We start from the raw sequence: 24089 nt of genomic DNA on the forward strand, positions 1-24089 counted from the left end.
GGAATAGGAAAATGGATATCGCCACGACACCCCCGACCGAACGTCGCAAGCTCGCACTCGCCGCAGTGAAGGAACTCGGACCCCAGCGGACCGAGAAGGCCGTCCTCAAGGTTCGTTGTCCCAAGGGCCACACCGTAGCGGCGGTGTACAACACCACCGAGGGGCAGGTCGTGGTCTCCCGCAGCGGTCCCGGCGGCCGCGGCAACCGCGACCGCGAAGCGACACCGCACAACGGCACATCACTCAATTCGGAGTATGTGGACACCCTGGAGGTGACGCAGTTCGAGGACGACGCCATTCCGTCGGGATGCGCGTGCGGTCCGCGCTCGCTGTCGCGGAAGAAGATGCAGGACGCCGTGGCGACACACGCTCACGTCATCAACCTGACCTGATCCCTCACAGACCGAAACGCAACTGCACCCGGAACACGTCGAGCACCTCGTCGACCCACCCCAGGATCGACAGCGTCGAATCGATGTTCTGCGGTGGCGTACGCACAAGGGTGTCGTGCCGGAGCAGACGCTCGAAATCCACGGCGACAGGACCGTTTCGCACCGTTCCGTTCGGCGACCGGAATTCGACGCCGGCACGCACCATCACGTCGATGATCTCCTGGGCGAGGATCCCGTAGGCGACCGTCGTCGGGTGCACACCGTCGAGGGAGAACAATCCCCCGCTGTCGCGACCGCCGTGACCGTCGGCCGACAGGAAACGCGTGTCCGGTACCGGGTCGAGCGCGGCGAGCGTCGGCGGTAGCGGGTACGGCTGCCACCACGCGGGTCGCGCATCGAGGTCGTCGACGTAGCGGCGCGCGGCCAGGCGGTCGAGGATGCCCGCGGTGTCGAGCAGATACCAGTCCAGTCCGGCACGTCGCGCGTCGGCGACCGCTTCGGTGATCGTCTCGTCGAACAGGTCGATCGCGGCGTCGACCATGCGGGCCTGCGCACCGGTGATGTGTTCGTCGCGGCTCGCATCGAAGCGGCGCGCGTCCACCCACGGCCGGGTGTAGTAGGGGAAGTACGGCGAGCCGTTCTTCGTCCCGATCCCCCGGGCGATCGGGGCGATGGTGACGTGCGGGACGGTGCACAGCACCACGTGCCGCGCGTCGATGTCGCGGAGCTTCGCGACGACCGCCGCGAACTCGCTGTCGAAATGTTCGGGCCGCCAGATCGTGTAGGCCTGTTTCGCGTCGAGGTCGCGGAAGTCGTCGCCGCTCCACACGACCTGCAATTCGGTGACGGTCTGCAGCGCGTTGTTCGAACCGAGGAAGACGACGAGTGTCTCGATGCCCGCCTCGGTGTCGCCGTCGTGCTCGGCACCGAGTTCGGCCGCGACGTCGAACAGTGTCCTCTCGCGGCGCCGGTCGTCGGTGTTCGGATAGACGTACAGCGCCGCCCGCTCCCCGTTGTTCTCGACGAGTTGCCGCACGAGATCGTCGCGGGGTGTTGCGATGCGTTCGGCGCAGACGCGGGCGGTCTTCTGCAGCGCGTCGCGCAGATCCCAGCCGAAACACGACAGGTTGTGGAGATATCCGACGAGCGGTGGTGTCGCGCCGGGTCCGCGTTCCCAGTAGTCCTCGACCTCGTCCATGAAGCCGCGCGCCGTGAACAGCGCCGTCGGCAGCTCCCACGGTTGCAGCGTCGATCCGTGCCGCTCCTCGATCCGGCGCAACAGCACTTCGACGTTCAACGGCAGTCCGCCCGGTCCACCGAAGCGCGGGTATCGGAGATCGGCGCCGAGCTCGTGGGCGACGATCGCCGGGACGGAGACGTCGGTGTTGTAGATCGCGCCGCTCTGGAAGCCCTGCAGCAGGGAGTCGCCGAGCGCCACCAATCGGTGTGGCGGTGTGCCGCGGAAGGACCGGGGAACGTCGATGCCGAGGGTCGGGTCGAACACCGGCACCCGCGGCGGCCGGGCGGCACGGGCCACGACCGTGTCGGGTGTGCCCTCCGGGATCTCGTCGGCCGTCATCACGCCTCCTCGGCCCCCTCATCGAGGGTAGACAAACGGCAGCACCGTCGTGGCCGGATCCGGGATCGTCGACGGTGAACCCGATCCGGGCCGGCGCGTACCTTCGGAGCATGAGCGACGCCGACTTCGCCCACACCGATCGCGCCGAGAAGAACCGGCGGGACAAGGCCGTGACCCTGGCCCGGTATGCATGGAACCGCGGCATCTCGGGAGCCGAACTGCTCGCCATGACCGACGAGACGCGACGCAAGCTGGCGCGGGCCGCGGATGCGCATCCGCCGCGCACGATGGAGACCTGGGAACTCGCCGCGAGATTGATGGACGAGAAGACGGCGTGGGCGCAGAAGCACCCGGATCATCCGGCAGCGGTCCGCATCGACGAGGACGAGAAGATCATGTGGGTCAAACCGCCCGTGCGGTCCTGGTTCGAGTGACCCGGAGGAAATTGCCTTGCAGCAGAAGTTACCGAGTGCAACAATTTCCGATCGCCTCACCTCTGTGCAGGCCACCTTCGCCTGACAGCTCGATATTCCTATTCCGACAGGAACACCGTGACCACCACTTCGGAACCTCTGGTTCTCACCCAGCGACGGATCTGGATCATCTTCTCCGCGCTCATCGCGGGCATGATGCTCGCCAGCCTGGACCAGACGATCGTCTCCACTGCCATGCCCACGATCGTCGGGCAACTCGGCGGCGTCGAACACCAGGCGTGGATCACCACCGCCTACCTGCTCGCGGTGACCATCGTGATGCCGATCTACGGCAAGTTCGGCGACGTCTTCGGGCGCCGGTACCTGTTCCTCATCGCGATCGGCGTGTTCACCCTCGCCTCCGCGGCGTGCTCGATGACCGACGACTTCTGGACCTTCGTGGTCTTCCGCGCGATCCAGGGCTTCGGGGGTGGCGGTCTGATGATCCTGTCGCAGGCGATCATCGCCGACATCGTGCCCGCGAGCGAACGCGGTAAGTACATGGGCCCGCTCGGCGCGATCTTCGGTCTGTCGGCCGTCGGTGGCCCGCTGATCGGCGGCTTCTTCGTCGACCACTTGACGTGGGAGTGGTGCTTCTACATCAACGTGCCGGTCGGCATCATCGCGTTCGTCATCACCTGGTTCGCGCTGCGCCTGCCGGTGAAGAAGCCGACGAAGCGGATCGACATCCTCGGCGTGCTCACGCTCTCCCTCGCCACGACCTGCCTGATCTTCTTCACGGATTTCGGTGGCGACGCCGATCGCGGCTGGACCGCTCCGCTCACGTGGATGTTCGGCGCCGGACTCGTGGTGTTCGTGTGCCTGTTCGTGCTCGTCGAGTCGCGGGCGCAGGATCCGATCATCCCGCTGTCGCTGTTCCGCAACTCGATCTTCGTCAACGCCACGGCCATCGGTTTCGTCCTCGGCCTCGGCATGTTCTCGGCGATCGCGTTCATGCCGACCTTCCTGCAGATGTCGTCGGGCACCTCGGCCGCGGTCTCGGGTCTGTTGCTGCTGCCGATGATGGCCGGTCTGATGATCACCTCGATCGGCTCGGGTCTGGCCATCACCAAGACCCAGCGCTACAAGATCTATCCGATCGTCGGTTCGCTCATCACCGCGGCGGGCATGCTGTGGCTGACCACCCTCGAGGGCGACACCCCGCTGTGGGTGATCTGCTCGATGCTGTTCGTCTTCGGTCTGGGTCTCGGCCTGATCATGCAGGTCGTCATCCTGATCGTGCAGAACGCGGTGCCCGCCGACGAGATCGGCACCGCGACGAGCTCGAACAACTACTTCCGTGAGGTCGGTGCGGCGCTCGGTGTCGCGATCTTCGGCACCATCTTCACCAACCGCCTGGCGGAGAAGCTCGTCGAGGTCTTCACCGCGGCCGGTGCGACACCGGAGCAGGCCGGCCAGGCCACCGCGACCGTCGATCCGGCGGCGATGAAGCTGCTGCCCGATCCCGTCCGCGAAGGCATCGTCGACGCCTACGCCGACTCGCTGGCGCCGGTGTTCTGGTACCTCATCCCGTTCCTGCTCATCGCATTCGTCCTGGCGTGCTTCATCAAGGAGATCCCGCTCTCCGACGAAGCACTCATGGTCGCGCGTGGCGAGGCGATCGCCGACCCGTCGAAGGCGGCGAAGGACGACGCCGTCGTGGTCGTCGAGGGGACCGAGGCCGGTGCGGACACTGCGGACAGCGGTTCGAAGCGGTCGTGATCGAATAGGGCCGATCATCGGACGAGGGAACGGAGACGGCACGTGGGACGAACGATCACACCGGTTCGCGTCAAGGACGTGGTGATCGGTGAAGGCGCACCCACGATCCTCGTCCCCGTCACCGGCCGCACCCCCGAGGTGCTGCGCGAACAGATCGCGGCCGTCGCCGAGCGGGCCGACGTCGTCGAATGGCGCGTGGACTTCTTCCACACCGTCGACGACGTCGCCTCGGTGGTCGCGCAGGCCGGCTCGTTGTCCGAGCAGTTGCAGGGCACTCCCCTGCTCGCGACCTGCCGCACCGCCGACGAGGGCGGCGAGATCGCGATCGGCGACGAGGCGTACGCCGATCTGACGGTCGCACTCGCCGAGAGCGGCGCGGTGGATCTGGTGGACGTCGAGTACCGCCGCGACCGTGCCGCCGTCGAGCGGATCGTCGCGGCGGCCCACGCCTGCGGTGTTGCGGTGGTGGCGTCGAACCACGACTTCGACGCCACTCCGCCGAAGGACGAGATCGTCGCGCGGCTACGCGAGATGCAGGAACTCGGCGCCGACATCTGCAAGATCGCCGTCATGCCGCAGTCGACGGCCGACGTGCTCACCCTGCTCGACGCGACCCGCACCATGCACGAGGACCACGCCGACCGCCCGTTGATCACCATGTCGATGGGCGGCCTCGGCGTGGTGTCGCGGATCGCCGGGCAGGTCTTCGGATCGGCGGCGACGTTCGGGATGGTCGGCACCGCCTCGGCACCCGGGCAGGTCGACGCCGACGAACTGCGCTCGGTGCTCGGCCTCATCGACCGCGCTCGCTGATCACCACACGGCGGCGAGAGCGAGTCCGGCGGCCGCCGCGATGAGCGTGGTCGCCAGGGTGCCCAGCGCGATCGCGCAGGCGGCACCGTAGCGGCGCGCCACGATCAGGCGGACGGAGTCGACGCTGGTCGTGCTGAAGGTGGTGAACCCGCCGCAGAACCCCACCCCGACGACGGCGAGCAACTCCGCGGCGGCGTCGTGGAACAGCACCGCACCGGTGAGCAGCCCCAGCAGCAACGAACCGATGACGTTGATCAGCACGGTCGGCCACGGGAGGGACGATCCGGAGCGGGCACGCAGAGCACTGTCGACGACGAACCGCGTCACCGCACCGGCGCTGCCTGCCAACGCCACCCACACCGCGATCATCGCCGTGCCGCTCGGCGACTCCCGAACCACGCGCCCAACGCGACACCGATGCCGGTCGCGAGAAGGCCGACGAGCACCGTGCCGAGCGCATAGGTTGCCGCGGCGACGAGTTCACCGTCGCGCAGCAGCAGGTCGGTGTCGACCGCGAGCGCGCTGTAGGTGGTGAACGAGCCCAGCGCACCGGTGCCCACCCCGAGCCGGACCACCTGACGCCAGGAGGTGTCGGGACCGATGCGGATCAGTGCCTCGAGCAGGAATCCGAGCAGCAGCGCACCGAGGACGTTGATCGCGAAGGTCGTGACCGGCCAGCCCCCGGACTCGACGGGGAACCACCGGCCGAGGCCGTAGCGGGCACTCGTCCCGAGCAGACCGCCCACGGCGACCGCCGCCAGCGCCGACGGTCGCAGGTGCAGCGCTCTCGGCAGCGGGCGTTCGCCCTCGGTCAGTCCTGGTCCCACAACTTCAGAACCGTAGTGAGGATCTCCTCCGACGCACCGAGACCCCCGAGATGACTCTCGCCGGGCAGGTGGTGGAACTGGGCGTCGGGCAGCAGGTCCACCATGTGCAGGCCGTGTTCGATCGGGATGATGTGGTCGGTGTCGCCGTGCCACCACCGCACGGGCACCTTCACGTCGGAGACGCGGAAACCCCAGTCGCGGGTGAATACGACGATGTCGGCGAACGGCGCGGAGATCTGACGTCGGCTGCCATTGAGCAGGTCGTCGAGGAACATCGTCTTGAACTCGGGACGGGCGAGCAGGCGGCGGTCGGCCTCGGGTGAGAACCGTCCGTACAGGTCGATGATCGGCGACGCGAACGGGCGCACCACGCGGATCGCCGCGCTCATCGCCACGCCGATGGGGACGCCCGCGGTCTGCAGTGCCGGCGCGACGAAGGCGCCCAGCTTCATCAGGTTGCTGTCGATCGACTCGGGACCGACGACCGGTGCCACACCGCCGAGGACCGCAGCCGCGACGACCCGTTCGCGCAGTGCATAGGCCGCGGCGAGGGTGTAGGGGCCGCCGCCGGACAGTCCGACGAGGGCCATGCGGTCGACCCCGAGGGTGTCGGCGACGATGCGCAGGTCGTCGCTGAACGCGAGGACGTTCTCGTAGATGTGCGGTGTCGACGAGCCGATCCCCGGGCGGTCGATCCCGATGAGGCGGATGTGGTTCCGTTCGGCGAAGGCGCGGGCCTCGATGGGAACCTGGCGGCGCGCACCCGGCGTGCCGTGCAGCCAGAACACCGTGCGGCCCTGGGCCGACCCGAACTCGGCGAAACCGAGCCGGCGGCCCTCCCCGACCGCGACGGTGCCTTCGAGCTTGGGGCGTTCGACGTCCATGGCGCCAGCATGGCACGCACCCGCACGCCCGACCAGCGACCGTCCCGTGGGACGAATCGACGCAACCGAGATGTGATGCACGCTTCCCGAGCGGTTCTCGCCGGAGCGCCGCGAGGACAAGGTGCACAAGTACGCGTGGGCGCCCTTCGGCGGTGGCGCGCATCGGTGCCTGGGCATGCATTTCTCGGGAGCGGAGATCAAGACGGTGCTGCACCATCTGCTGTTGCGTTTCCGCTGGCACGTGCCGGCCGACTACGTCGCGCCGATGAACTTCACGTCGTTGCCGTTCCCGAACGACGGGGGGGCCGATCCACCTCCTTCCGAGGTGATCGGGCGTAGAAAGAAGGAGTGACCGCCGCCGACGAACTCGACGAACGTTTCGTCACCGCGGTGCGCGCTCTGCCCGGGCACGCACCGCCGACGCGTCCGGTCGACCGGCAGGTCGACGACGACCTGTTGGCGCGGTACTTCGACGCCCAGGTGCAGTCGCGGCACCTCGATGTCGCGGCCCGCACCCTGCAGGGACGCGGCGAAGGCTTCTACACCATCGCATCGGCGGGCCACGAATCGAACGCCGCGCTGGGCCTGTGCACGCGGGTGACGGATCCCGCTCTGCTGCACTACCGTTCGGGCGGTTTCTACGCGGCTCGCGCGTCGCTCGTCGAGGACAGCACCCCGATCCGCGACGTGCTCGCCGGATGTGCGGCGTCCACGCTCGATCCGATCTCGGCGGGCCGGCACAAGGTGTTCGGCAACGCCGGCCTGAACATCCTGCCGCAGACGTCGACCATCGCCTCGCACATGCCGCGGGCCGTCGGTCTCGCCCTCGCGCTACCGCGGATGCAGCGACTCGGGCTCGACGCGGCGTGGCCGTGGGATTCGGTGGTGGTGTGCAGTTTCGGTGATGCCTCGGCGAACCATTCGACGGCCGTCGGCGCCCTGAACGCGGCCGCCTACTGCCGGCACCGCGGGTTGCCGTTGCCGTTGCTGCTGGTGTGTGAGGACAACAGACTCGGCATCAGTGTGCCCACCCCGCCCGGCTGGCTCGAGCGGTCGCTGTCGTCGTATCCGGGGATCGAGTACCGGTCGGTGGACGGCGCCGATGCGGTGGAGATGCTCGCTGCCGCAACCGATGCTGCGGAGACGGTGCGCACGACCCGGGCTCCGGTCCTGTTGCACGTGCGGGCAGTGCGTTTCCTCGGCCATGCCGGTTCCGACGTCGAGTCGGCCTACCGCAGCCCGTCGGATCTTGCCGCGGACCACGAGCGGGACCCACTGGTGGGTACGGCCCGTGAACTCGTCGCACGCGGAATGCTCGATGTGGCAGGGGTTCTCGACCGGTACGAGCGGATACGGGTCGAGGTCGGCTCCGTCGCGGACTCACTGACCCGGCCGCCGCGACTGGCGACCGCCGCCGACGTGATGCGCCCGCTCGAATCCGGGCTCGTGCTCGTCGACGACGATCCGCATCCTGCCGGTGAACCGCTCACGCTCGCCCGGGCCGTCACCCGCACGCTCGGACAGCTCCTCGAGGAGGATCCCCACGCCTGCGTGTTCGGCGAGGACGTCGGCCTCAAAGGCGGGGTCTACGGCGTCACCCGAGGGCTGCAGGAGCGCTTCGGGCGCCTGCGCGTGTTCGACACCCTGCTCGACGAGCAGACGATCCTCGGCACCGCGCTGGGCTTCGCCGTCGCGGGCATGCTGCCGATCCCGGAGATCCAGTACCTGGCTTACCTGCACAACGCCGAGGACCAGTTGCGCGGGGAGGCGGCGAGTCTGGCGTTCTTCTCCGACGGGCGGTACCGCAATCCGATGGTCGTGCGCATCGCTGGCCTGCCCTACCAGCGCGGCTTCGGCGGGCACTTCCACAACGACGATTCCGTCGCCGTGCTGCGCGACATCCCCGGTCTCGTGCTGGCCGTGCCGAGTTCACCCGCCACGGCCGGCGCCCTGCTGCGCACGTGCGTCGAGCTGGCTCGTCAGGAGGGCCGGGTGTGCGTCTACCTGGAACCGATCGCGCTGTACCACCGGCGCGACCTCTACGACGAGGGCGACGGACTGTGGCAGCAGATCCCCGACACCGCCGGGCTTCCACCGGGATCGGTGTGCGTCTACGGCGACGGGCGCGACGTGCTGGTGGTGACTTTCGGGAACGGGGTGCCGATGAGTCTGCGTGCCGTCCGTCGCGCGGGAGTCGCGGCAACCGTCCTCGACCTGCAGTGGTTGTCGCCGCTGCCGACGACCGCGCTGCTCGAACACGTCCGCCGCTTCGAGCGCGTGGTGGTGGTCGACGAGACGCGCCGCAGCGGAGGTGTCGCGGAATCGGTCGTCGCGACGCTCGTCGACGATGCGTGGCAGGGCCGGATCACGCGGGTCACCTCCCACGACAGCTACGTGCCCCTCGGGCCGGCCGCGGCGCACGTACTGATGTCGGAGGACGACATCGCGCGGGCCCTGCTGGAGGCGTGATCAGCAGGAAGCGGTATCAGCAGGAGGAGAGGATCCGCGACATCGCGTCGTGTTCAGCCTGGGTGACCCACAGTTCGTAGGTCGTCTTCACCTCGATCTGCCGCACGACGTACTCGCAATGGAAGGCGGTATTCGGCGGCAGCCACTCCGACGCGTCGGAGTCGCCCTTGCCCTGGTTGGTGGGGCCGTCGACGGCAATCAGGTTGCGCGGATCGTTCGCAAGATTCCGCTTCTGCTGGTCGTCCAGATGGCGGGCGCCCTTCTTCCACGCATCCGACAGGGCGACGACGTGGTCGATCTGCACGGCGGACGAGGTCTCGACCCCGCGACGGAAGGAAATCGTCTTCCCCGTGTACGGGTCCTCGAGCGTGCCGGCAGTGACCGTGCACTGCTTCTTCCCGGGCTCGAAGGAGACGTCGACGAGATCGCGCTGCAGGATGTCGTTACGAGTGTCGCAGCCGTTGCGCCCCAGGTCGACGGTCACTTCGTCGGTCCACGCCGAGCCGAACAGTGAGCGGTCGTAGCCGCTCTGCGATTCGGCGGGCCGGACGGGCAGTGCCTCCAGCGCCTCGAGGGCTTCGGAGGGGTTCTCGACCGTGCCCCCGCCGGTACCGCCCGGCTCGTCGTCCCCTATCGGTTCGAGGAGGACGACGGCCACGGAGACCACGACGAAGCACAGGATCCAGACCCAACGGGGAACGGACGACGTGCGAATACTCGCCATATGTCGATACTGCTACGAAGTCGTATTGCTACCGCTGCTTCCTACTTCGCGAGCGGGGGCATCTTCACGACCTGGCCCGCATAGGACAGGCCGGCACCGAACGCGAGGAGCAGCGCGGTGGATCCGACCCCGACCTGGCCGGTACGCAGCATCTTCTCCATCGCCAGCGGGATGGACGCGGCGGAGGTGTTGCCGGTCTCGATGATGTCGTCGGCGACCGCGACGGTCTCGGGCAGTTCGAGCTGCTTGACGATGACGTCGTTGATGCGCAGGTTGGCCTGGTGCGGGACGAAGGCGTCGAGGTCCGCGAGGGCCACGCCGGCCTTGTCGGCGATCTGCCGGGCGAACTTGCTCATCTCGAAGGCGGCCCAGCGGAAGACCGCGGTGCCCTCCATGATGATCCAGGGACGCTTCTGGTCCGGGTTGGTGGCGAAATCGACCCAGTCGGGTTCCTGACGGATCGCGTTGGCCTGCGAACCGTCGGAGCCCCAGACGGTGGGACCGACGCCGACCTCGTCGGACGGGCCGACGACCACGGCACCGGCACCGTCGCCGAAGATGAAGCGCACCGAGCGATCGGTGGGCTCGGTGGTGTCGCTCATGCGCTCGACACCGACGACGAGCACGTGCTCGGCCGTTCCGGCGCGCACGAGATCGGAGGCGACACCGAGGGCGTAGCAGAAGCCCGCGCAGCCGGCCTGGATGTCGAGCGCCGCGGCGCCGCCGGTGCCGATGCGGTCGGCGACGAGAGCCGCGGCCTGCGGGGTCTGGAAGGGGTAGGTGGAGGTCGCGACGATCACGGTGTCGATCTGCGCACCCGTGAGGCCGGCGGCCACGAGGGCCTGCTCGGCGGAGCTCGTCGCCATGTCGACGACCGACTCCTCCGGATGCTGCTTCGCGAAGCGGCGCTCCTTGATGCCGGACCGCGACTGGATCCATTCGTCGCTCGAGTCGATCTGCTGGCAGATCTCGTCGTTGGTGACGATGCGCTCGGGGCGGTGCACACCCAGACCGAGCAGCGCGCTGTTCCTCAGCGGGGCAGGGACAGCGATCTGTGCACCCATCAGACGAACTCCTCCTCCTCGACGTACCGCGTGTCGGCACATCGCATCCGGTCAACGATATCGCAGGTCACGATTTCGTCACAGCGCTACCCCGACGATGCGCTTCCGTAACCCTCACCGCAAGCGGGGGTCCCAATCGCCACGCGAGGCTAGCGTCGCGGTCATGGATGCACAGGCCTGGAACGAGAAGTACGCGGCGTCGGAACTGATCTGGGGCGCGCCGCCCAATCCGGTGATCGTCGAACACGTGACGTCGCTACCGCACGGTCGCGCCCTCGATCTCGGCTGCGGTGAAGGTCGTCACTCCCTGTGGTTGGCGACGCGCGGATGGGAAGTCGTGGGCGTCGACTTCTCCGAGGTCGCCCTCGACAAGGCCCGGCAGGTCGCTGCGCAGGCGCCGTCCCGCTCACGAGACCGGCTCCGCTACGTCCGCGCGGATGTGACGACCGACTCGTTCGACGGAGAGTATGACCTGATCCTCTCGGTCTTCCTGCATTTTCCTCCGCCACAGCGGAAGGCGCTTCTCGACCACGCGATCAATTCACTGAAACCTGAAGGAATCCTCATATTCCTGGGGCACGACGCAATAAATCCCCACGAAGGAGTGGGCGGACCCCAGGACAAGGAAATCCTCTACACACCAACCGATCTCGTCGAGGAAATCGACAGCAGATTGGACATCAGGATTGCCGAACGGCGATATCGGGAAACCGATGCGGGAACCGCGATCGACGCGCTCGTCGTGGCGAGCAAACCACCTCTTGGCAGTTAGTTGCCCGACGAGTAACATGGAGATGTTACCGACGAGTAATAACTTGGGCGGTACTTGAAGCCAGCTGGACCGCACCACACTGGGAGACACCGACGACATGGGCCATTACAAGAGCAACCTCCGCGACCTCGAGTTCAACCTCTTCGAGTTCCTGAAGATTCAGAAGGTCCTCGAAGCAGGCAAGTTCGGCGACCTGGACGAGGACACCGCGCGCGGCATCCTCGCCGAGGTCAAGACACTGACCGAGGGGCCGGCAGCCGAAGGCTTCGCCGACGCCGACCGCAACCCGCCGGTCTTCGACCCCGAGACCCATTCGGTGTCGCTTCCCGAGCCGTTCAAGAAGTCGTTCCGCGCCTGGTGGGACGCCGGTTACTGGTCCATGGGCATCCCCGAGGAGCTCGGCGGCACCGACTCACCGCGCAGCCTCCTGTGGGCCGTCAACGAGATGATGCTCGGCGCCCAGCCCGCGGCCTTCATGTACGCGGCCGGCCCCGCCTTCGCAGGCGTGCTCTACGACAACGGCACCGATGAGCAGAAGAAGTGGGCCGCCACCTGCGTCGAGCGCGGCTGGGGCGCCACCATGGTCCTCACCGAGCCCGACGCCGGTTCCGACGTCGGCGCCGGTCGCACCAAGGCGATCAAGCAGGACGACGGCTCCTGGCACATCGAAGGTGTCAAGCGGTTCATCACCTCGGCCGACTCCGACGACCTGTTCGAGAACATCTTCCACCTCGTCCTCGCCCGCCCCGAGGGCGCCGGCCCCGGCACCAAGGGCCTGTCGCTGTTCTTCGTCCCGAAGTTCCACTTCGACTTCGAGAAGGACGAGTTGGGCGAGCGCAACGGCGTGTTCGTCACCAACGTCGAACACAAGATGGGCCTCAATGCCTCCGCGACCTGCGAGGTCACCTTCGGTGGCCACGGCGTTCCGGCCAAGGGCTGGCTCGTCGGCGAGGTCCACAACGGCATCGCACAGATGTTCGACGTCATCGAGCACGCCCGCATGATGGTCGGCACGAAGGCCATCGCGACCCTGTCGACCGGCTACCTCAATGCCCTCGACTACGCCAAGGAGCGCATCCAGGGCGCCGACCTGACCCAGATGTCCGACAAGACCGCCCCGCGCGTGTCGATCATGCACCACCCGGACGTGCGGCGTTCGCTGGCGATGCAGAAGGCCTACTCCGAGGGCCTGCGCGCCGTGTACCTGTACACCGCGGCGCACCAGGACGACGTCGTCGCCGAGCAGGTCTCGGGTGCCGACGCCGCTCTCGCGCACCGCATCAACGACCTGCTGCTGCCGGTCGTCAAGGGTTGCGGCTCCGAGCGGGCCTACCAGTACCTGAAGGATTCGCTCCAGACCCTCGGCGGTTCGGGCTTCCTGCAGGACTACCCGATCGAGCAGTACATCCGCGACTCGAAGATCGACTCGCTGTACGAGGGCACCACGGCCATCCAGGCGCAGGACTTCTTCTTCCGCAAGATCGCCCGCGACCGTGGCGTGGCGCTCGCCCACATCGCCGGTGAGATCAAGAAGTTCGTCGAGCGCGACGACGCCGACCAGCGTCTGAAGAAGGAGCGCACGCTCCTGGCCACCGCGCTCGGCGAGACCCAGACGATGGTCGCGACGCTCACCCAGTACCTCATGGGTGCGCAGGAACAGCCCACCGAGCTGTACAAGGTCGGCCTCGGTTCGGTCCGTTTCCTCGAGGCGTTCGGCGACCTGATGATCGGCTGGCTGCTGCTCGAGCACGCCGAGATCGCTCTCTCCGCGCTCGACGCCGGCGTCGATGCCTCGGACAAGGCGTTCTACGAAGGCAAGGTCGCGGCCGCGTCCTTCTTCGCCAAGAACGTCCTGCCGGAGCTGAGCGTCGCGCGTCAGATCATCACCGACGTCGACCTCGACATCATGGAGCTCGACGAAGCAGCGTTCTGATCGAACCGCTCACGGCGGTAGCGCGATAGACGAGACCGACGTTGTGCGCGATTTCCCCCACGGATTTCGCACACGACGTCGGTCTCGTCGTTTCTCGGGAGCAGCTCCGCCTCCTCGACGGCCAGATCCCCGACGTGGTGCCGCTTCCGGAGTGACGAAGTAAGGGGAGGTTGTGTGCGTGTTCCTTCACCGGAACCGCACACAACCTCCCCGAAGTTTCGAGGACGTCCGCTACTCCTCTTCGGTTCCACCCGCTGCAGGTGCCTCGACTGCCGGCGCTTCGGCCGCAGGCGATTCGGGTGCGGGCGCCGGTGCGTCCTCGGCCTCGGCGTCCTCCGATCCGGTGTCGCCGGAGGTCGCGTCGCCGCCGCCCGAGGGCTCGTCGCTCGGTTCCGGTTCGGGGCTGATGCACTTCACGATCGGGACCGGGTCGTACCGGACCGTGCGGGTCGCGCTCGAGATCTGCGCGCCCGTCCGTGCGTCGGTGACGATCCGGGTGTCGGTGACGGTGAAGCCCTGCGCGCCGCTCGACGGAATGCAGGCCGAACCGGCGGGCAACGTGATCGTGTTGGGCGAGGTGAAGTTCGTGCGGTTGCCGGTGACCGACTGGACGTCGACGGTCTTGGTGCCCCAGATGCGCACCGTGATGTCCGAGCTCGTGCCGATCGTCTGGATCAGGACGCCCGTGTCGAACGGGTTGCGGAACTTCAGGTCGATGGCGCCGTCGTAGATCGTGGCCTCGCGGGCCGCCGGGTACCGGGAGATGTAGTAACTGTGCTCGGTGTGCTCGACGTCTTCCATCCCGGCGAAGTAGGTCGCGTTGTAGAGGGTGGTCGCGAGCTGGCTGATGCCACCGCCCACGGCCTTACCGGGACGTCCGGCCTCGATGATGCCCGACTCGATGTACCCCTGCGCCGCACCGCGCGGACCGGTGTAGTCGTTGAAGGAGAAGGTCTCCCCCGGCTTCACGATGGCGCCGTTGATCTCCTGCGCGGCCAGCCGGATGTTGACGCCGGAAGCGTATTCGAAGCCGCTGGTGGTGAACTCCGAGACCACCTCCCTGATGCCGAGCTTCTCGGCGCCTTCGGTGGTGAGTTCGGGTTCGGCCTTCCTGTACACCGCGTCGGTGCTGCGGTCGCCCGCTTCCTTCAGCAGGTCGGGCAACCTCTCGAGGGTGACGGGCCAGTCGACCATCTCGCCGGTCTCGCTGGGCACGATCGTCGGACGACCACCGTCGAGGACGATCCGCGCATCCTTCGGTTCGGTCTCCGACGGGGCGAGCTGCGGCGCCAGGATGCCGATCGCGGCCTCGGTGTCGTACTGCGGTTCGAGTCCGCCCGAACCGTCCGGCACGAACGACAGGACAGCGCCCACCGCATCGCGCGGCAGCACACCGACGGCCCCGTCGAGTCCCCGGACGACCAGATCCTGTGCCACGGCCGGAACGGCGACCTCCGCCAGCGCCCGGTCGAGGCCCTCGCGGGTGACGGTGACGTCGACGCTCTCGACGGGCAGCGAGACATCACCGTACGGCCAGCGCTCGGCGAAGACGTCGCCCGCGACTGCGACGTCGAGCTGCTGGCCGGGCTGCGGCGTCACCGGAACGGGTGTGCCGTCCTCGAAGACGATGTTGCCCTCGCGCGGTTCGTGCGCGGCGGCAGCGGCGGCCTTTTCGATGGCTGCGGACAGGGCGACCTCGTCGCGTGTGGAGACCACGCCGACTTCGTCGTTCCCGAAGAACGACGCGAGTCGCGTGAACGGATTGAGCGGCTGCGAACCCACCTGGTCGAGGGTCGCGGGCCAGTCGATCCCGATCCCGGCCTCCGAGGGCACGATCTGCCCCTGAGTGTCGCCGGCGGTGACGTCGACGGGCATGTCGAGCCGCGGCGTCAGTTGTTCGGTGAGCTCTGCCTCCGCCGCGTCGAGCGACATGCCGCCGATCTCGACACCTGCGACGGTGACACCGCGCGGCACCTTGCCCGACGACAACGCCAGATCGGCCACGTAGAACACGGCGAACAGTGCGACGACGCCACCGACGACGAGCGCGATCGTGCGCCGGGGCAGATTCGATCCAGGCTTGCCCGGTTCGTCGCCGTCTCCGCCGGAACCTCGCGGTCCGCCGGTGGGCGGAGGAGTGACAGGAGGCGGTCCCTGCGGCGGCGGACCCGCCTGCATCTGCTGGGTCGGCTGGTCGCCCTGCGGTGGGTGGGCGGCCGAGGGCATTGCCGTCGACGTGGGTGGGATGGGAGCCCCCGCCTGTTCGGGACCGGGCTGTGCCGGGTTCTGTTCCCCCTGCAAACGGAGGAGCCGATCGGTGGCGGCGGACGATCCGTCACCCGGTGCCCGGTTTCCCGGCGCGACGACCGGGATGACCGCGGTGGGCTCCTCCGAGGGATGGACCTTCTGGGTCGGGGGTTCGTCAGCACCGGTGGGAGCCGCCTGGTTCGTGCCATCGGCTCGGACCTCTGTGGAAGCCTGCGAGGCAGCCGGGGCCTCGGTTTGCGACTCGGTCACATCACTCGCCTGCGACTCGGTGACACTGCTCGCCTGCGACTCGGTGACACTGCTCGCCTGCGACTCGGTCACATCACTCGCCTGCGACTCGGCCACCTCCCGGTGAGGATCGACCGCTTCGAACCGCTCGGTAGGAGCCGACGCGCCTTCACCCTCACGAGCGGATTCCGGCGACGAACCGATGTTCTCGGTCCGTGCGTCGTCGTGCTCGTGAGGGGACTCGTCGGTCCCGTTGCTGCCGCTCACCCAGATCCCTTCGCAAAGCTGGGCACGCCTTCGAATTCGCGCGCCGACTACCTGCTTTCAAGGGTAGTGCCCCGGTTCAGAGCGGCTGCGCCCGGAATGCGAAGACCCCGCGTTGCTACCAGGTCGGGGGTCAGGCAGCAGCGCGGGGTCGATGGGTCTATCGCTGTCCGTCGCGGAGCGTTACACACCGAACGGAACTTTTTCTCTCAACGACTTCCGAGGGGTGTCGATCAGGCCTCGAGAATCGCCGTCACACCCTGTCCACCTGCGGCGCAGATGGAGATCAGGCCGCGGACGGGCTTGCCGGTCTCCTGCTTCTTCTCGTGCAGCATCTTGGCCAGCGAGGCCACGATCCGGCCGCCGGTCGCGGCGAACGGGTGGCCGGCCGCGAGCGACGAGCCGTTGACGTTGAGCTTGCTGCGGTCGATCGAGCCGAGCGGGGCGTCGAGGCCCAGCTTGCCCTTGCAGTACTCCTCCGATTCGAACGCCTGGAGGGTGGCGAGCACCACGGAAGCGAACGCCTCGTGGATCTCGTAGAAGTCGAAATCCTGCAGGGTCAGGCCGTTGCGCTGCAGCAGGCGCGGGATGGCGTAGGTGGGTGCCATGAGCAGCCCGTCGCCACCGTGGATGTAGTCGACCGCGGCGGTCTCGGAGTCGACGAGGTAGGCAAGCACGGGGAGCTTGCGCTCGGCGGCCCACTCCTCGCTCGCCAGCAACGCGGCCGACGCGCCGTCGGTGAGCGGCGTCGAGTTACCGGCAGTCATGGTGGCGTCGCCCAGCTTGGTGCCGAAGACCGGCTTCAGCGTCGACAGCTTCTCGACCGACGAGTCGGGACGCAGGTTGTCGTCGCGGGTCAGCCCGAGGAACGGGGTGACGAGGTCGTCGAAGAAGCCCCGGTCGTAGGCGGCGGCCATGTTGCGGTGGCTCGCCACGGCCAGTTCGTCCTGCGCCTCGCGGGAGACACCGAATTCCTTGGCGGTGATCGCGGCGTGCTCACCCATCGACAGGCCGGTGCGCGGCTCGCCGTTGCGCGGGATCTCGATGCCGAGCATCGACGGGCGGACGTTACCGAGCAGCTTGACCCGGTCGGCCGTGGTGCGGGCCCGGTTCAGGGAGAGCAAGAACTCGCGGAGCTGGTTGTTCACGGCGATCGGGGCGTCGGAGGTGGTGTCGACGCCGCCGCCGATACCCGCCTCGATCCGTCCGGCGGCGATGGCGTCGCCGACCGCGATGATCGACTGCAGGCCGGTGCCGCAGGCCTGCTGCAGATCCCAGGCCGGGGTGTAGGGGCTCAGCGCGCTGCCGAGCACGCTCTCGCGGACGAGGTTGAAGTCGCGGGCGTGCTTGAGGACCGCACCGCCGACGACGGCACCGAGGCGCTCACCCTGCAGATTGAAGCGGCCGACGAGACCGTCGAGGGTGGCGGTGAACATGTCCTGGTTGGACGCGCGGGCGTACTTGCGGTCGGACCGGGCGAACGGGATCCGGTTGCCTCCGAGAACGGCGACACGGCGCTGCTGCGTGGAACGGGCTTTGGTGGTCACTGGTGTCTCCCGGTTTCGGACGGATTCGAATTCTGGCTACTATTCTTACTCACGGGTAAGTTTGTTGTCGAACACGCTTGCTGTCGAACACTGCACCGACGACCGAATCGAAGAAGGTGGAATCGTGGCCGAAGCCAAGGGCGCACCCAAGCTCTACGCCCAGCTCATCTCGTCCGCACCCGGAGCGTTCCTCGCCAAGCAGTTCGGTCTGCCACAGCCCGAGAAGCTCCGGCGCTACCAGCCCGGCGAGCCCCCGCTCCCCGGCCCCGTCCTGCTCGGCGGCAACGGCCGCCTGGTCGAACCGATCCGCAACCTCCTGAGCGACTACACGTTCGCCGAGCCGTCCGACACGAAGTTCGGCGCACTCGTCTTCGACGCTACCGGCATCACCGACCCCGCGGGGCTCGAACAGCTCTTCACATTCTTCCAGCCCACCTTGCGCAATCTCGCCCCGAGCGGCCGCGTCGTCGTACTCGGCACCACGCCCGAGGAGGCCGGGTCGGTCGACGAGCGCATCGCCCAGCGCGCCCTCGAGGGCTTCACGCGCAGCGTCGGCAAGGAACTGCGTCGCGGTGCCACCGTGCAACTCGTCTACGTCTCCCCGAAGGCCGCGACCGGCCTGTCCGGCGTGGAGTCGACGCTGCGCTTCCTGCTCTCGGCGAAGTCGGCCTTCGTCGACGCCCAGGTGATCCGCATCGGTGAGGGTGACGCCACCGCCCCCGAGTCCTGGGAGCGCCCGCTTGCCGGCAAGGTCGCGGTCGTCACCGGCGCGGCCCGCGGCATCGGCGCGACGATCGCCGAGGTCCTCGCCCGCGACGGCGCGACCGTCGTCGCCGCCGACGTCCCCGCTGCAGGCGACGCGCTGACCCAGACCGCCAACAAGGTCGGCGGCACCGCCTTCGCGCTCGACGTCACCGCCCCCGACGCCGGCGAGAAGCTCGCCGCTCACCTGCTCGAGCGTCACGGCGGCGCCGACATCATCGTCCACAACGCCGGCATCACCCGCGACAAGCTGCTCGTCAACATGGACGCCGCTCGCTGGAATTCCGTGATGGGCGTGAATCTGATCGCCCCGCGGAAGATCACCGACGTGCTCGTCGAGAAGGGCGCGCTGAAGGAGGGTGGCCGGGTCATCGACGTGTCGTCGATCGCCGGTATCGCCGGTAACCGCGGCCAGACCAACTACGGCGCCTCGAAGGCCGGTGTCATCGGCCTCGTCCAGGCGACCAGCGAGGCGCTCGCCGACAAGAAGATCACCGTCAACGCCGTCGCTCCGGGCTTCATCGAGACCGCCATGACGGCCGCGATCCCGGTTGCCACCCGCGAGGCCGGTCGTCTGATGAGCTCGCTGCAGCAGGGCGGTGAGACCGTCGACGTCGCCGAGACCGTCGCGTGGTTCGCGAACCCCGCGTCGAGCGCCGTGACCGGGCAGGTCGTGCGCGTGTGCGGCCAGTCCATGCTGGGGGCCTAGATGGCACGGATCGAACTGTCCTCGCTGCCGTCGACCTTCGACATCTACAGCCGGGCCGTGCTCGGGGCGCTGCCCGTGGTGGGCGCGTCGGGCGACAGTCTGCCCGACGACGTCCTGGTCCTGCGGTCGCTGAAGGTCGATCCCGACGATCTCGCCGAGTACACCAAGGTGTGCGGGTTGCGGTTCGGCGACAGCCTGCCGCTGACCTATCCGTTCATCCTCACGTTCCCGCTCGTGATGAAACTGATGGTGTCGAAGGGCTTTCCGTTCGCCGCCGTCGGTTCCGTGCACGCCGAGAACGTGATCGAGCAGTTCCGGCCGATCTCGGTCACCGAGCCGCTCGACATCGCGGTGCACGCGGAGAACATGCGCGAACACCGTAAGGGCCTGCTCGTCGATCTCGTCAGCGAGGTCAACGTCGGACGCGAGTTGGTGTGGCGGCAGACGTCGACCTTCCTGCACCAGCAGCGCACGTCGCTGTCGGGTCAGCCCAAGCCGGAGCCGAAGGAGGAGGAGATCCCCCCGGTCCCCACCTCCACACTGCGGGTCGACCAGAAGGTCATCGACCGCTATGCGGCGGTCTCCGGTGACCGCAACCCGATCCACGTGTCGACCCTGGGCGCCAAGGCCTTCGGATTCCCGAAGACCATCGCCCACGGCATGTGGAGCGCGGCGGCCACCCTCTCGGCCGTCGAGGGACGGATCCCCGGCAAGGTGACCTACGCGGTGCGATTCGGGAAGCCGGTCCTGCTGCCGTCGTCGCTGAGCCTGTACGCGCAGCACGTCGCCGACGGATGGGATCTCGCACTGCGGCATCCGAAGAAGCAGTACCCGCACCTGACCGCCACCCTGCGGTAGGGCGGGGAATCACCGAGATTTCGGGCGGGGCGGGACGCGATGGGGGCGTCCCGCCCCGCCCGAACCCTCGTGCGGTGAATATCCTTGTGGCCGAGGTGTTCCCGGCGGGACGGATCAGTGCATCTGATCGGAGCGCTTGCGTCCCGCGAGACCGCGCCATGCGAGGTTCTCGAGCAGATCCGCTGCCTGCTGCACATCGATCTCACCGCCGGCGATGCGGTCGGCGACGGCCTCACCGGCACCGACGAGCGCGACGGCCATGATCGTGAAGTTCGTGTCGGGTTCCGGATCGCGCGTGCTCGATTCGAGCAAGTGCGCGGTGAGTTCGATCAGCCGGTCGCGGCTGCCCTGCACCTGGGGCGCGAAGGCCTGCTGCGACAGCGCCTGACGATAGAGGACCATCCACGACGGCCGGTGCTCGTCGACGAAGCCGAGGAACGACTCGAGCGCGACCCGCAGTTGTTCACGCGGGGCGAGGGTGGGGTCGCCCGCCGGTGTGAGTGCCTCGACGAACCGCTGCCCTTCGCGGGCGATACACGCCGCGAACAACTCGTCCTTCGACCCGTAGTACAGGTAGAGCATCGGCTTGGAGATCGACGCCCGCGCCGCGATGGCGTCCATGGATGTGTTGTGGAAACCGTGCTCGGAGAACACTTCGACGGCGGCGTCCAGCATCTGTTGCTCGCGGACCGCACGCGGCAGTCGCTTGGTTCCGCCCGCCATGACTCCTCCCGGACTCCTCGAATGAAGTTCTTACTCTACGGTAGGAAGCCTGTGGTCGAAGCAACCTGCGACATTTCAGCAGTCCAGAGCGCCCTTCGCGCGTGTCACGGTCCGTACCGACTCGTCGACCCATTCCGGTGAGAGCGTGCCCTCCGCGACGACCTGCTCGAGATGGTCGAGCACGGCGGGCACCTCGTCGGTGGTCAGCCACAGTGCCTGGTTCACGCCCGCCACCATCGCGGCCTCGACGGCCTCGGTGATGCCGTAGGTGTCGGTGATCGCGCGCATCCCCGACAGATCGTCGGTGAAGATCACGCCACCGAAGGCGGGGCCGCCGTAGGCACCCGAGCGGAGCAGGTCCACCGCTGCCGGGCTGATGCTCGCGGGCAGCCCGCCGGTCAGACCCGGCACGTCGAGGTGGCCGAGCATGACGCCCACCTCGGGCGAGACCAGGCTGCGGTACGGCACGAGATCGCTCTGCTGCAGTTGCTCGATCGGTGGGGTGGTCACGGCACCGGTGTGCGAATCACCGGAGGCCGAGCCGTGTCCCGGGAAGTGCTTGAGCACCGGCATGATGCCCGCGTCGATCAGTCCCCGCGCATAGGCGCCGGCGTACTGCGTGACGACCTCGGGATCGTCGGAGAACGAGCGGTCGCCGATGACGGAGTCGTCGGGCTGGCTGCTCACGTCGACGTCCGGCGCGAAGTCGACCGTGATGCCCAGCGACTTCAGTTCCTGTCCACGTTCGAACGCCATTCGGTAGGTCTCGTCGACCGTCATCGTCTGCGCCGTCACCCGCGCGGACGGATCGGGCCCGAACAGGTCGCCCACGCGCGACACGCGGCCGCCCTCCTCGTCGATCGTGACCATGAGCGGCAATGCGCTCCGCGCGGCCACCTGCGGCACGAGACGGTCGGTGAGCATCGACGCGTCGGTCCAGCTGCCGATGAAGATGCCACCGATCTGCTCGGATTCGACGACGGCCTGCGCGTCGGCGGCTCCGGTGACCCCGACGTTGAGCAACTGGGCGAGCTTCTGCCGCAGCGTCAACCGGGCGAGCAGATCGTCGCCGCAGGTCGCCGACGTCGCGGCCGCGGTCGCCTCGGTGGTCGTGGCGGTCGCTGTGGTGGACGAGGCGGGCGCGGTGTCGGACGTCGTCTCGACCGGGTCGTCGCCGCCCGAATCGGACGAACCGCATCCCGCGGTGGTGAGGGCGACCGCGAGAACGGCGGCGACAGTGTGACGGATCCGCATGGTGCCGACGGTAGCGGACGAACCTCGCGGATCCACAGCTCGAACCTCCCCCGGGGACGCTCCGGCGGGTTAAGGTGCACCCGAGCATCCGAATCCGACCCAGGGGGTACGCGGTGGGCGCAGATCTGATCCTCATCGCCTACGACGGTTCCGAGAACTCGAAGCGTGCCGTGCAGTATGCGGGTCGTTTCCTCGAGTCGTGCCGTGCCGTCGTCGTCACCGCCTGGGAGCCGATGGTCCGGCAGGCCGCCCGCATGTCCGGCCTGTCCGGTGTCATGCAACCCGACTGGGTGCCCGACGAGGACAGCGAGGACGTCGCCCTCTCCGACGCGCGCATCACCAACGACGAGGGGCTCGAGATGGCCCGCTCGGTGGGTCTGCACGCCGAGGGCCGCACCGTCGAGGTCGTCAACGCGGTGTGGTCGGCGATCATCGAGGCCGCCGACGAGCTGGACGTCGACATCATCGTCACCGGCACCCGCGGCACCACCGGTCTGCGGTCCCTGTTGCAGTCGTCGGTGGCCGATCACGTGCTCCGGCACAGTCACCGGCCGGTCCTGATCGTGCCGCCGGGTCGCTGACGCCCCGCACCGGGTCACCGGCGCCGGGTGCGGGCAGGGATATTGTCGATCCACCATGGACGGATTCCTGCTCTCGCGCACCGAACGCTCGGTGCACGCCACCGGCACCCGCCGGTTCTTCGACGACGTCCACTCCGCCACGCAGGCACTCCGCAGCGGTAAGGCGACGATCGTCGTCGGTGCACTGCCGTTCTCGCGGCACCGTCCGGTGGCCCTCGCGCAGCCCGACGACGTCGAGATCCTCGACGGCCCGTGGCAGGCCCCGCCCGACCTGTCGGACCTGCCGCCGGTGCGGATCTCCGCCGAACTGCCACTGCCCCGCGTGCACGTCGAGCGGGTGCGCCGGCTCGTGGAGCAGATGTCCCTCGGGGAGATGGAGAAGGTCGTCGCCGCCCGGCGGGTCGCCCTCGAGGCCGACGCACCGCTCGACCCGCTCGCTCTCGCGGCCCGCATGATCGAACGCCATCCCGACGCGGCGACGTACGCGCTGGATCTGAGCGCGGCGGGCGAACGCTATTGGGGTCACACGCTGGTCGGGGCGACGCCCGAACTGCTCGTGAGCCGCCGTGGCGAGACCGTCACGTGCCGTCCCCTCGCCGGGACCGCCGCGCGCCGGGCCGATCCGGACGAGGACCGCCGCGCCGGTGAGGATCTGCTGACCTCGGACAAGAACCTCACCGAGCACGGTTACGTCGTCGACTGGATCCGCACGCGACTGGCCCCGCTGTGCAGCGACCTCGACATCCCCGACAAGCCCGAGCTCACCGCGACACCCGATGTCTGGCATCTCGCCACGCCGGTCACCGGCACCCTCCGCGACCCCGACACCGACGCGCTCACCCTCGCCCACGTTCTGCACCCCACCCCGGCCGTGGCGGGCACCCCCACCGAGGCCGCGCTGGACGTCATCTCCCGGGTCGAGGGCGACCGGCGCTTCTACGGCGGCGCGGTGGGCTGGTGCGACGAACAAGGCGACGGCGACTGGTTCGTCGCCATCCGGTGCGCGGAGCTCAGTTCCGACGGCCGACGCGCCGTGGCCTGGGCAGGAGGCGGCATCGTGGCCGACTCCGACCCCCTCGCCGAACTCGACGAGACCACCGCGAAACTGCGCACACTGCTCGGCGCACTGGGCGTCTAGCGCACCGCGGCGACGGTAAAGATCGACTCGGAGGCTCGCACCGTCCACCACCGCCTTCCGGGGTGATAGTTTGGCGCGGACCGATAGACAGCGTGGCGGCCGGCG

21 protein-coding genes and 1 pseudogene are annotated in these 24089 nt (G+C 68.3%); 12 read left to right on the plus strand and 10 right to left on the minus strand.

The window, feature by feature from the left end; all coding sequences use genetic code 11:
- Positions 1-11 precede the first annotated feature (11 nt).
- Positions 12-392, plus strand: a complete 381-nt coding sequence (locus AC6CID_RS11575; RefSeq protein ID WP_016696235.1) for a hypothetical protein — start codon at positions 12-14, stop codon at positions 390-392.
- Positions 393-396: 4 nt separating this feature from the next.
- On the opposite strand, the gene AC6CID_RS11580 is transcribed toward AC6CID_RS11575, so the two are convergent.
- Positions 397-1971: an SGNH/GDSL hydrolase family protein gene (locus AC6CID_RS11580; RefSeq protein WP_498353985.1), complete on the minus strand. Its 1575-nt coding sequence runs from the start codon at positions 1969-1971 to the stop codon at positions 397-399.
- Between the two features lie 110 nt (positions 1972-2081).
- Between AC6CID_RS11580 and AC6CID_RS11585 the strand changes: the two genes are divergently transcribed.
- The 3 genes from AC6CID_RS11585 to aroD all read left to right on the plus strand — a co-directional run bounded on the left by AC6CID_RS11585 (position 2082) and on the right by aroD (position 4979).
- The gene (locus AC6CID_RS11585; protein ID WP_064062075.1) at positions 2082-2405 is read left to right on the plus strand and encodes a hypothetical protein; all 324 of its coding nucleotides are present in this window, start codon (positions 2082-2084) and stop codon (positions 2403-2405) included.
- 117 nt (positions 2406-2522) lie between these two features.
- Complete coding sequence (locus tag AC6CID_RS11590; RefSeq protein ID WP_019290902.1) at positions 2523-4166, plus strand: MDR family MFS transporter; 1644 nt, start codon at positions 2523-2525, stop codon at positions 4164-4166.
- Positions 4167-4208: 42 nt separating this feature from the next.
- Positions 4209-4979, plus strand: a complete 771-nt coding sequence (gene aroD, locus AC6CID_RS11595) for a type I 3-dehydroquinate dehydratase (protein ID WP_039584995.1) — start codon at positions 4209-4211, stop codon at positions 4977-4979.
- Here the strand turns inward: aroD and crcB are convergent, their stop codons facing one another.
- From crcB to AC6CID_RS11610, 3 genes are read right to left on the minus strand one after another with little or no spacing between them, the layout of a single operon-like run.
- The gene (crcB, locus tag AC6CID_RS11600; protein ID WP_064256207.1) at positions 4980-5348 is read right to left on the minus strand and encodes a fluoride efflux transporter CrcB; all 369 of its coding nucleotides are present in this window, start codon (positions 5346-5348) and stop codon (positions 4980-4982) included.
- On the minus strand, positions 5345-5806 hold the full coding sequence (locus tag AC6CID_RS11605) for a fluoride efflux transporter FluC (protein WP_019290899.1): 462 nt from the start codon (positions 5804-5806) through the stop codon (positions 5345-5347). The genes crcB and AC6CID_RS11605 overlap by 4 nt, the downstream gene beginning before the upstream one ends.
- Positions 5791-6690, minus strand: coding sequence for an alpha/beta fold hydrolase (locus tag AC6CID_RS11610; protein ID WP_006552657.1), 900 nt, complete (start codon positions 6688-6690; stop codon positions 5791-5793). The genes AC6CID_RS11605 and AC6CID_RS11610 overlap by 16 nt, the downstream gene beginning before the upstream one ends.
- 85 nt (positions 6691-6775) lie before the next feature.
- On the opposite strand from AC6CID_RS11610, the pseudogene AC6CID_RS11615 reads away from it, so the two are divergent.
- Both AC6CID_RS11615 and AC6CID_RS11620 read left to right on the plus strand, forming a co-directional pair.
- Positions 6776-7042 (plus strand): annotated as a pseudogene (locus tag AC6CID_RS11615) (cytochrome P450); the annotation flags it as partial.
- Positions 7039-9159 (plus strand): thiamine pyrophosphate-dependent enzyme, encoded by a 2121-nt coding sequence (locus AC6CID_RS11620; RefSeq protein WP_498353986.1) that lies wholly within the window; start codon positions 7039-7041, stop codon positions 9157-9159. The pseudogene AC6CID_RS11615 and the gene AC6CID_RS11620, both read left to right, overlap by 4 nt.
- A gap of 16 nt (positions 9160-9175) precedes the next feature.
- On the opposite strand, the gene AC6CID_RS11625 is transcribed toward AC6CID_RS11620, so the two are convergent.
- Both AC6CID_RS11625 and AC6CID_RS11630 read right to left on the minus strand, forming a co-directional pair.
- Positions 9176-9883, minus strand: a complete 708-nt coding sequence (locus AC6CID_RS11625; protein WP_006552660.1) for an HNH endonuclease family protein — start codon at positions 9881-9883, stop codon at positions 9176-9178.
- 41 nt (positions 9884-9924) lie between these two features.
- Positions 9925-10947: a beta-ketoacyl-ACP synthase III gene (locus tag AC6CID_RS11630; RefSeq protein ID WP_006552661.1), complete on the minus strand. Its 1023-nt coding sequence runs from the start codon at positions 10945-10947 to the stop codon at positions 9925-9927.
- A 163-nt stretch (positions 10948-11110) separates the two neighbouring features.
- On the opposite strand from AC6CID_RS11630, the gene AC6CID_RS11635 reads away from it, so the two are divergent.
- Together AC6CID_RS11635 and AC6CID_RS11640 are read left to right on the plus strand one after the other, a co-directional pair.
- Positions 11111-11719: a class I SAM-dependent methyltransferase gene (locus tag AC6CID_RS11635; protein WP_064062073.1), complete on the plus strand. Its 609-nt coding sequence runs from the start codon at positions 11111-11113 to the stop codon at positions 11717-11719.
- A gap of 97 nt (positions 11720-11816) precedes the next feature.
- Positions 11817-13652, plus strand: a complete 1836-nt coding sequence (locus tag AC6CID_RS11640) for an acyl-CoA dehydrogenase (RefSeq protein WP_006552663.1) — start codon at positions 11817-11819, stop codon at positions 13650-13652.
- 231 nt (positions 13653-13883) lie between these two features.
- Here the strand turns inward: AC6CID_RS11640 and AC6CID_RS11645 are convergent, their stop codons facing one another.
- Positions 13884-16415: a VanW family protein gene (locus tag AC6CID_RS11645; protein ID WP_498353987.1), complete on the minus strand. Its 2532-nt coding sequence runs from the start codon at positions 16413-16415 to the stop codon at positions 13884-13886.
- 230 nt (positions 16416-16645) lie between these two features.
- Positions 16646-17959, minus strand: a complete 1314-nt coding sequence (locus AC6CID_RS11650; RefSeq protein WP_006552665.1) for an acetyl-CoA C-acetyltransferase — start codon at positions 17957-17959, stop codon at positions 16646-16648.
- Between the two features lie 124 nt (positions 17960-18083).
- On the opposite strand from AC6CID_RS11650, the gene AC6CID_RS11655 reads away from it, so the two are divergent.
- Both AC6CID_RS11655 and AC6CID_RS11660 read left to right on the plus strand, forming a co-directional pair.
- Entirely contained in the window at positions 18084-19430 is a 1347-nt protein-coding gene (locus AC6CID_RS11655) for a 3-oxoacyl-ACP reductase (protein ID WP_019290889.1), read from the plus strand.
- Positions 19431-20288: a MaoC/PaaZ C-terminal domain-containing protein gene (locus AC6CID_RS11660; RefSeq protein ID WP_006552667.1), complete on the plus strand. Its 858-nt coding sequence runs from the start codon at positions 19431-19433 to the stop codon at positions 20286-20288.
- Between the two features lie 114 nt (positions 20289-20402).
- Here AC6CID_RS11660 and AC6CID_RS11665 read toward each other — a convergent pair whose 3' ends face one another.
- Complete coding sequence (locus AC6CID_RS11665) at positions 20403-21011, minus strand: TetR/AcrR family transcriptional regulator (protein ID WP_006552668.1); 609 nt, start codon at positions 21009-21011, stop codon at positions 20403-20405.
- Positions 21012-21086: 75 nt separating this feature from the next.
- Positions 21087-22265, minus strand: coding sequence for a glycoside hydrolase family 3 N-terminal domain-containing protein (locus tag AC6CID_RS11670; protein ID WP_024102046.1), 1179 nt, complete (start codon positions 22263-22265; stop codon positions 21087-21089).
- 113 nt (positions 22266-22378) lie between these two features.
- Here AC6CID_RS11670 and AC6CID_RS11675 point away from each other — a divergent pair, with 113 nt between their 5' ends.
- A complete protein-coding gene (locus AC6CID_RS11675; protein ID WP_019290888.1) occupies positions 22379-22846 on the plus strand; it encodes a universal stress protein in 468 nt (155 codons plus the stop codon).
- Between the two features lie 55 nt (positions 22847-22901).
- Complete coding sequence (locus AC6CID_RS11680) at positions 22902-23984, plus strand: isochorismate synthase (protein WP_064061924.1); 1083 nt, start codon at positions 22902-22904, stop codon at positions 23982-23984.
- Positions 23985-24089 lie beyond the last annotated feature (105 nt).

The sequence above is a fragment of the Rhodococcus sp. GQ147 genome (assembly GCF_059759155.1).